General features: G+C 74.3%; 9 protein-coding genes and 1 pseudogene. All 10 read right to left on the bottom strand.

The window, feature by feature from the left end; translation table 11 throughout:
- Positions 1–312, bottom strand: a pseudogene (locus EF903_RS24595) (cyclase); the annotation flags it as partial.
- A complete protein-coding gene (locus EF903_RS24590) occupies positions 305–703 on the bottom strand; it encodes a hypothetical protein (protein ID WP_125546643.1) in 399 nt (132 codons plus the stop codon). The gene EF903_RS24590 and the pseudogene EF903_RS24595, both read right to left, overlap by 8 nt.
- Positions 700–936, bottom strand: a complete 237-nt coding sequence (locus EF903_RS24585) for a gas vesicle protein GvpG (RefSeq protein WP_125546641.1) — start codon at positions 934–936, stop codon at positions 700–702. The genes EF903_RS24590 and EF903_RS24585 overlap by 4 nt, the downstream gene beginning before the upstream one ends.
- A 2-nt stretch (positions 937–938) precedes the next feature.
- The gene (locus EF903_RS24580) at positions 939–1,658 is read right to left on the bottom strand and encodes a GvpL/GvpF family gas vesicle protein (protein WP_125546639.1); all 720 of its coding nucleotides are present in this window, start codon (positions 1,656–1,658) and stop codon (positions 939–941) included.
- Positions 1,655–2,107 (bottom strand): gas vesicle structural protein GvpA, encoded by a 453-nt coding sequence (locus EF903_RS24575; RefSeq protein ID WP_125546637.1) that lies wholly within the window; start codon positions 2,105–2,107, stop codon positions 1,655–1,657. Before EF903_RS24575 ends, EF903_RS24580 begins: the two co-directional genes overlap by 4 nt.
- Positions 2,108–2,151: 44 nt before the next feature.
- Positions 2,152–2,463, bottom strand: coding sequence for a gas vesicle protein GvpO (gene gvpO / locus EF903_RS24570; protein WP_125546635.1), 312 nt, complete (start codon positions 2,461–2,463; stop codon positions 2,152–2,154).
- 160 nt (positions 2,464–2,623) lie between these two features.
- Complete coding sequence (locus tag EF903_RS24565; RefSeq protein WP_125546633.1) at positions 2,624–4,039, bottom strand: GH1 family beta-glucosidase; 1,416 nt, start codon at positions 4,037–4,039, stop codon at positions 2,624–2,626.
- Between the two features lie 61 nt (positions 4,040–4,100).
- Positions 4,101–5,021 carry a carbohydrate ABC transporter permease gene (locus EF903_RS24560; protein ID WP_125546631.1) on the bottom strand — a complete coding sequence of 307 codons (921 nt, stop codon included), beginning with the start codon at positions 5,019–5,021 and terminating at the stop codon, positions 4,101–4,103.
- Entirely contained in the window at positions 5,018–5,977 is a 960-nt protein-coding gene (locus EF903_RS24555; protein WP_125546629.1) for a carbohydrate ABC transporter permease, read from the bottom strand. The genes EF903_RS24560 and EF903_RS24555 overlap by 4 nt, the downstream gene beginning before the upstream one ends.
- 167 nt (positions 5,978–6,144) lie before the next feature.
- On the bottom strand, positions 6,145–7,446 hold the full coding sequence (locus tag EF903_RS24550; RefSeq protein WP_125546627.1) for an extracellular solute-binding protein: 1,302 nt from the start codon (positions 7,444–7,446) through the stop codon (positions 6,145–6,147).
- Between the last annotated feature and the right edge of the window lie 443 nt (positions 7,447–7,889).

The following is a 7,889-nucleotide window of genomic DNA, read 5'->3' as shown; positions in this document are numbered from 1 at the left end:
GTCGCGCGCCGGGCCGCCGCGCCCCGCCCGCCCGGCGGCGCAGGTCAGCAGCCGAGCGGCGCCCGCCTCCACGGCCGCCCGGCGCGGGTCCCGCCCCTCCGTGATGCGGCGGGCCCAGTCGAGCGCCAGGGCGTGCAGCGCAGGGCTGTCGCCCTCCGCGAGGGCGGTGGCGAGGGCCGAGAGCCGGCCGAGCGCCCGTCCGGCCGCCGCCAGCGCCCACTCGGCCCGCGCCGCCGCGTACGCCGCCAGCTCCTCCTTCACCCGGTCGGCCCCGGGGGCGGTGGCGAGCCGGACCGCCAAGGGTTCAGCCATCGTCGCCGCTCCCGTCCGCCCCGCCGTCGCCGTCCGGCTCATCGCTGCGGTCACCGCCGTCGCCGCCGGTGAGGGCTGCCAGCCGGTCCCGTACCTCTTCCGTACGGTCGTGCAGCCGGTCGGCGACCGCCCCCAGCTGCCGCTCCACCAGCACCGCCACCGCCGCGGAGCCGACGCCGCGCAGGTCGTCGGCGATCCGGGCGCGGATCTCCTCCAGCCCGGGCCGCCCGCCGAGGCTGTCGCGCACGAAGCCGGCCAGCGCCGCCGCCTCGGGGGCCAGCCGCCGCCCCGCCAGCAGGGCGGCGGCCCCGAGCGCCCACTTCGCCTTCCCGGTGCGGCCCAGCAGGTAGCCGCCGCCCAGGGCCAGCCCCATCGCCACGCGGTCGTTCATCGCGTCCGCGCCCCGTCCTCCAGTCGGGCCAGGAGCTCGTCCTCCCGGCGGTCGAACTCGGCGTCGCCGATCTCGCCCCGCTCGTACGCGGCGACGAGCCGCGCCAGCTCGCGCTGGACGACGGCCGGGTCGCGGTACTGCCGCTCCGCCTCCGCCACCACCTGCCGCAGCACCCACACGGTGCCCCGCACGGGGGCCGCGGGCAGCAGCAGAACCTCGCTCAGCAGGCCCATCGTCAACCCGCCTCGGCGAAGCTGTAGGAGGGCAGCGGGCCCGTCACCTGTACCCGCAGGTGGGCGTGCTGCTCGTGGAGGGCCCGGACGGCGGAGAGGAACTGCTCCTGCCGGTCGCGCTCCACGAGGAAGGACAGGTTGGCCAGCCAGCCGTCGCTCTCGGGCCCGCGGCGCAGGCCGGCAGCGTACGGGGTCAGCGCGGCCTCGATCAGCTCGGCGTCGGCCCGCTCCCGCTCGGCGACGGCCCGCGCCACGTGCTCGCCGAAGGCCAGGCGGTCGGCGTGCGTGCCGCCGCCGGCCGCCCGGTTCGCCTCGTGGCGCGCCCTCAGGCCGTCGTCCTCGGACAGCACCGCGTACAGGACGGCCTCCTCCTCGTGGGAGGCCTTCACGTTGAACTCGTCCTTGCCCTCCAGCGTTTCCAGCCGCTCCAGGTAGCTGCCCTCGTGTTCCTCCAGCACGGCCGCGACCGTCTCGTCGTCGGGGGAGACCCCGCCGAACCGGAGCGGCAGCACCGGGCCGGAGGCTCCCGCCCGGATCACCACCCGCTGGTGCGCGAGCAGGTCGCGCCGCTTGGGCCGCAGCTCGGCGGGGGCGTCGCTGACCAGCGCGAGGAGGCGGCCGCCGCGCACGGTGCGGACGGGCAGCGCCGGCTCGCCGATGCCCTCAAGGCTGTCGGGGAGCTCCTGGGAGGCGCGGGTGATCGCGTACACGTAGGTGCTCATTCCTTCTCCTCCCCGCTGCTGCTGCTGCGGCTGCTGCTGCCGGACCGGCGTCCGGACCGGCTGCCCGTCTTCTTCTCCTCCGCCTCCGAACGGGCCTGCTCGAACGCGTCGGAGATGGTCCGGGCGGCCCCGCTGAGGGCCCCCTTCGCCTTGCCGCGCGCCCCGGACTCGGTCATCTCGCCGACCAGGTCGGGCAGGCCGGGGTTCTTGCGCGGCCCGGATTCCAGGTCGAGGCGGTTGCACGCCTCGGCGAACCTCAGGTAGGTGTCGACGCTGGCGACGACGACACGGACGTCGATCTTCAGGATCTCGATGCCGACCAGGGAGACGCGGACGAACGCGTCGATCACCAGGCCCCGGTCCAGGACCAGCTCCAGGACGTCGTACAGACCACTGGAGCCGCCGCCTCCGGAGGCGGCCGGCATGGGTTGTGCGGGGACGACTGTCATTGTTCCGGTTCCCTCTCGTGTGGGAGCGGGCGGCGACGGACCGCTCAGGTGCGGTCCGCGCGCCCCCGCTCGTAGCGGCGGGTGCGCCGGTACCCCGTCAGGTCTCCGTTCGCGTCGACCTCCACGTCGTACGAGGCGAGCAGGCTCATCGTGTCGGGGATCCGGGCGAGTTCCAGAACCTCGACCGACAGGCGCCAGGAGCCGTCGTCGGTGCGGGTGCACGAGCTGACGGCCTCGGCCTGCAGGCCGAGCAGGTCCGCCAGCTGCCCCGCGGCCGCGCGGATCACGCGGCCTGCGGGAAGCGGCTTGCCGTCCGCCGCGTCGTCGGATGTGCGGTTGTCGGATTCTTCGGCCATGACTTCCTCCCAGCCGCGTATGGCCGCCCGACGCACCCTCAAACTCCGCCGCCCCGGAAGCGCTCAGGCTGCCGGGAACGGCGGAAGGGGTGGGCGGAGGGAATCCCTCCGCCCACCCCTTCCGCCCCGCCGTCGCCGTACCCGTCGGGCCGTCGGGCCGTCAGGCCGTCAGGCCGCCCCGGGCGATGACGTCCGCGTACCAGCGGGCGCTGCTCTTCGGCGTCCGCCGCTGGGTGGGAAAGTCGACGTGGACGATGCCGAACCGCTTGCTGTAGCCGTACGCCCACTCGAAGTTGTCGAGGAGGGACCACAGGAAGTAGCCGCGGACGTCGGCGCCCGCCCCGATCGCCCGGTGCACGGCCCCCAGATGGGCGTGCAGGTAGGCCACCCGCTCGGGATCCTTCACCTCGCCCGACGGGTCCGCGTAGTCCTCGTACGCCGCCCCGTTCTCCGTGATCAGCAGCGGTACGTGCGGGAGTTCGTCCCGCAGCCGCAGCAGCAGCTCGTACAGGCCGCCGGCGTCGACCGGCCAGTCCATGGCCGTGCGCGGCCCGGCGACGGGGACGAAGCGGACGCGGCGTTCCGCACCGGCCCACGGCGACGGCCCGGCGCCGTCCCCGTCGGCGGGGGTGCGGGCCGCGACCGCGGCGGGCGAGTAGTAGTTGACGCCCAGCGAGTCGATCGGCTCGGCGGCCGCCGCGCAGTCGCCGTCCTTCACGAACGACCAGTCGGTGACGTCGGCGGTGTCGCGGACGAGGTCCTCCGGGAGCCTCCCCCGGAAGACGGGGTCGAGGAAGATCCGGTTGCCGACGGCGTCGATCCGGCGCACCGCGTCCCGGTCCTGCGGCGTGTCGGTGCGGGGGCGCACCGCGTGCAGGTTGAGCGTCAGCGACACCTCCGCCCCGGCGGGCAGCGCGGCCCGCAGCGCCTGGACGCCGAGTCCGTGCGCCAGGTTCAGGTGGTGGGCCGCGCGCAGCGCGTCGGCATCGCTGCGGCGGCCCGGTGCGTGCACCCCGCTGCCGTAGCCGAGGAAGGCCGAGCACCAGGGCTCGTTGAGGGTGGTCCAGGTGGCGACGCGGTCGCCGAGTGCCTCCGCCGCGAGGGCCGCGTAGTCGGCGAAGCGGTACGCGGTCTCCCGCTCGGGCCAGCCGCCCGCGTCCTCCAGCGTCTGCGGGAGGTCCCAGTGGTAGAGGGTGGCGACGGGCCGGATGCCCGCCTCGCGCAGCCGGTCGGTGAGACGGCGGTAGAAGTCCAGCCCCTTGCGGGCGGCGGGCCCCCGCCCGGCCGGCTGGACGCGCGGCCAGGCGAGGGAGAAGCGGTAGTCGGTCACGCCGAGGCTCCGCATGAGGGCGATGTCCTCGTCCACGCGGTGGTAGTGGTCGGCGGCGGTGTCGCCGGTGTCGCCGTTGTGCACGTTGCCGGGGGTCCGGCTGAAGGTGTCCCAGATGGAGGGGGAGCGGCCGTCCTCGCCCGCGGCGCCCTCGATCTGGTAGGCGGCGGTGGCGGTGCCCCAGCGGAAGGCTTCGGGGAAGCGGAGCGTCGTCCCGGTGCGGGGGCGGGCGTCGAGCGCGGTCATGGCGTTGCGTCTCCCGGAGGTGAGAAGTGGGGGTGCGTGGGGGTGGGGCCGGCCCGGCGGCTCAGCCCTTGACGGCGCCCTGCATGATGCCGCCGACGATCTGCCGGCCGAGCAGGCCGAAGACGAGCAGGACGGGCAGGGTGCCGAGCAGCGTGCCCGCCATGATGACGGACTGGTCGTTGACGTAGCCGCCGCCGAGCTGGCGCAGGGCGACCTGCACGGTCGGCTCCGAGGAGGAGAGGGCGACGACGGGCCAGAAGAAGTCGTTCCAGGCGGCCATGAACGTCAGCAGGCCGAGCACGGCCATGCCGGGCCGGGCGACGGGAACCACGATGGACCAGAAGATCCGCGCGGAGGAGGCGCCGTCGACGCGGGCCGCCTCGATCAGCTCGTCCGGCAGGGACTGGGCGAGGTACTGCCGCATGAAGAACACGCCGAACGCGGAGACCAGGCCCGGCAGGATGACGGCCTGCAGCTGGTTCACCCACTGGAGTTCGGCGATCAGCATGAACAGCGGGATGACGCCCAGCTGCGGGGGGATCATCATCGTGCCGACGGTGACGGCCAGCAGCGCGCCGCGGCCCCGGAAGCGCAGTTTGGCGAACGCGAACCCGGCGAGGGTGGAGCACAGGACCGTGCCGACGGTGATCGAACCCGAGACGATGAACGAGTTGACGAGCGCCCGCCCGATGTCGGCCTCCCGCACGACCGCCTCGAAGTTCCGCATCAGGTGCGGGCCGGGCAGCAGGGACGGCGGGACGCGGGCCAGGTCGGCGTTGGAGCGGCTGGCGGCGACGACCGTCCAGTACAGCGGGAACGCCGAGACGAGCACGGCGAGCACCAGCACCGCGTGGGTGAGCTTCCCGCCCCGCATGGTCCGCCCGGCGTGCGAGCGGGCACGGCGGGCTCGGCCGCGGGATCGGCCCCGGGCGGGCCGGCCGGGGGGCCGGTGGCCGAGGGGCGGTTCGGCGAGCGCGGTCACCGGCCGGCCTCCTTGCGGGTGCGGCGGCGCGCGACCAGCGCGTTGGCGCCGACGAGCAGCACGATCAGCAGGAACATCACCCAGGCGACGGCGGCCGCCCGCCCCAGGTGGAAGAAGCCCCAGCCCTGCTCGTACATGTACAGGCCGAGGGTTTGGTACTGGTGGGAGATCCCGCCGGAGAGGGAGCCCTCGAACAGCAGCGGCTCCCCGAAGAGCTGCGTCGCCCCGATCGTGGAGACGACGGCCGTGAAGACGATGGTCGGCCGCAGCCCCGGAAGGGTGACGTGGAAGAACTGCCGCAGACGGGAGGCGCCGTCCATCTCCGCGGCCTCGTACAGCTCGTGCGGGATGGACTGCATGCCGGCCAGGTAGATCAGGGCGTTGTAGCCCGTCCAGCGCCAGATGACGATGGTCGAGACGGCGACCTGGGAGGCGAAGGTGCCGGTCTGCCAGTCCACCGGGTCGAGGCCGACGGCCCCGAGCACGTAGTTGACGAGCCCGAAGTCGCGCCCGTACAGCTGGGAGAAGACGAGCGTGGCGGCGGCCACCGACGTCGCGTACGGCAGCAGCATCGCCGTCCGGAAGAAGGTCCGCCCGCGCAGCCGGTGGTTCAGCAGGTGCGCGAGGCCGAGCGCCATCGCCAGCTGCGGGACGGTCGAGAGGACGCCGATGGTGAAGGTGTTCCGCAGCGAGGTCCAGAAGAACTCGTCGCCGAACAGCGCGGTGTAGTTGCCGAGGCCGCGCCACTGCATGTCGCCGGGGGTCTGGAGCTCCACCCGGTACAGGGACACGTACGCGGTGTAGAGCAGCGGGAAGAGCCCGAACGCGGCGAACAGCGTGAAGAAGGGGGCGATGTAGGCGTACGGCGACGCCTTGCGCCAGGCGCGCCGGGCGCCGGGGGCGCGGCCGGGCGGCGCCGGCGGGGGCGCCGTCCGGGCGGGTGCGGTCAGGGTCACGGTGCGGCCCTTCGGGGGAGTCGGGGCGGATGGAGCGGGCGCGGCGGGCCGGAGGCTGAGGGAGGCGGCCCGGCGGCGGCCCGGAGGCGGCCGGGCGGCGGCCCGGAGGCGGCCCGGCGGGGCGGCACCGTCCCCCGCGCCGCCTCCGGCGGCCGATTGGCGCGGCCTCAGCCGATGGTGTTCTGGACACCCTTCCTGGCGTTGCCCCAGGCCTGCTCGGGCGCCGTGCCCTTGCGCTCGACCTCGCCGAGGGCGTTGGTGATCTGCTGGGCGATGTTCTGGTCGTGGACGCCGAGCACCTGCACCGGGGCCGCCTTCGCCGCCTCGCCGAAGATCCGCCCGATCGGCGCGCCGGAGAAGTACGGGTCGGTCGCGTCGGCGATCTGCGCGATGGCGCCGGTGGCCGACGGGAAGTTGCCCTGCTTGCGGAAGAGCTTCGCCTGCTGCTCGGGCGCCGTGAGCCAGGCGATCAGCTCGTACGCCTCCTTCTTGTGCTTGGCGGCGCGCGGCACGGCGAGGTACGAGCCGCCCCAGTTGCCGGCTCCGGCGGGCAGCTTCGCGATGTCCCACTTGCCCTTGCCGGCCTCGCCGGCCTGGCCCTTGATGTAGCCGAGCATCCACGCGGGGCAGGGGAGCGTGGCGAAGGAGCCGGCCGCGAACGCCTGGTTCCACTGCGGCGACCACTGGTCCAGCTTGGCGCTCAGCCCGCTCTGCGCCGCCGACACCGACGCGTCCCACGCCGCCTTCAGCGCCGGATTCCTGTCCCAGACCAGAGCGCCGGAGGCGTCGTAGTAGCGCTCCTTCTGCTGGCCGATCATGACGGAGTACAGGCTGCCCACACTGTCGATCCAGGCGCTCTTCGCGGGGGCCTTCGCCTGGTACTGCCGGCCCAGCTCCAGGTACCCCTCCCAGGTGGACCACCGCTGCGCGAGCTCCTCGCGGTCGGTGGGCAGGCCGGCCTGCGCCAGGAGGTCCGTGCGGTAGCACATGGCCTCCGGGCCCACGTCGGTGCCGAGGCCGACGATCCGGCCGTCCTTCCCGGTGGCCGCCGCCCACTTCGCCTCGGGGAAGGCGGACTTGAGGCTCTCGGCGCCGTAGGTGCGGAGGTCCTCGAACCGGTCGCCCTGCTGCTGGACGGCGGAGGCGATCCGGCCGACCTCGATGGCCTGGACGTCGGCGAGGCCGCCCCCGCCGGCCAGGCGGGTCTGCAGCGACTTCCAGTAGTCGGCCTCGTCCTCGGTGTCGGTCTGCTTGACGGTCACGCCCGGGTGCAGCTTCTCGTACTCGGCGTAGAGCCCGGCCTCCTCGTAGCCGAAGGAGCCGAAGAGGTCCACGGTGACGGTGACCTTGCCGTCCGCGCCGCCGGCGGCGTCCTCCGCTGAACCGCCGCAGGCGGCGAGCAGCACCGCGGCGAGGGCGGCCGCCCCCAGGCGGACGGCGGTTCTTCCGGCGGCTCGGGCGTGGGACATGGGGGCCTCCTGGGCTCCGGGATCGGGGGAGAACACGTCTGAGAGCGCTCTCATCAAGCGAGGGGAGCGTGCCCACGGCGTGTGCCATCCGTCAAGACTCGAAGCCGCAACAGACCGGAATGGGCAGCAACTTCCGATCCTGCGCACTCTCTTGACACCCGTCTTTCGGGAGTTCTACGTTTCCGGCCAGTTGAGAGCGCTCTCTGCTACGACTCCCGGACGCGACCCGACACCACCTGCGTACGTCCCCCGCCAAGACACGAGGTGTTCCCCGCATGCCCGTCCTCCTCCCGCGCCGAGCCGCCCCGCCCCTCCTCGCCGCCGCCCTCGCGGCCGCCGGACTCGGCATCGGCCTCGGACCGGCCGCGGCCCCCGCCGCGGCCGCCACCGTCCCGGTGGGCGCCGGAAGCTACTCCGACACCCGCCCCGCCGGCACCTCCGGC

This window comes from Streptomyces sp. WAC05292, from assembly GCF_003949955.1.
GTDB classification, from domain to species: Bacteria; Actinomycetota; Actinomycetes; order Streptomycetales; family Streptomycetaceae; genus Streptomyces; species Streptomyces globosus.
Note: the sequence above shows the minus strand (reverse complement) of the source record. Positions and strands in the feature narration are given on the sequence as shown.

Coding starts and splice junctions, on each gene's coding strand:
- EF903_RS24590 (WP_125546643.1), bottom strand. CDS start 703: ATGAACGACCGCGTGGCGATGGGGCTGGCCCTGGGCGGCGGCTACCTG.
- EF903_RS24585 (WP_125546641.1), bottom strand. CDS start 936: ATGGGCCTGCTGAGCGAGGTTCTGCTGCTGCCCGCGGCCCCCGTGCGG.
- EF903_RS24580 (WP_125546639.1), bottom strand. CDS start 1,658: ATGAGCACCTACGTGTACGCGATCACCCGCGCCTCCCAGGAGCTCCCC.
- EF903_RS24575 (WP_125546637.1), bottom strand. CDS start 2,107: ATGACAGTCGTCCCCGCACAACCCATGCCGGCCGCCTCCGGAGGCGGC.
- gvpO (WP_125546635.1), bottom strand. CDS start 2,463: ATGGCCGAAGAATCCGACAACCGCACATCCGACGACGCGGCGGACGGC.
- EF903_RS24565 (WP_125546633.1), bottom strand. CDS start 4,039: ATGACCGCGCTCGACGCCCGCCCCCGCACCGGGACGACGCTCCGCTTC.
- EF903_RS24550 (WP_125546627.1), bottom strand. CDS start 7,446: ATGTCCCACGCCCGAGCCGCCGGAAGAACCGCCGTCCGCCTGGGGGCG.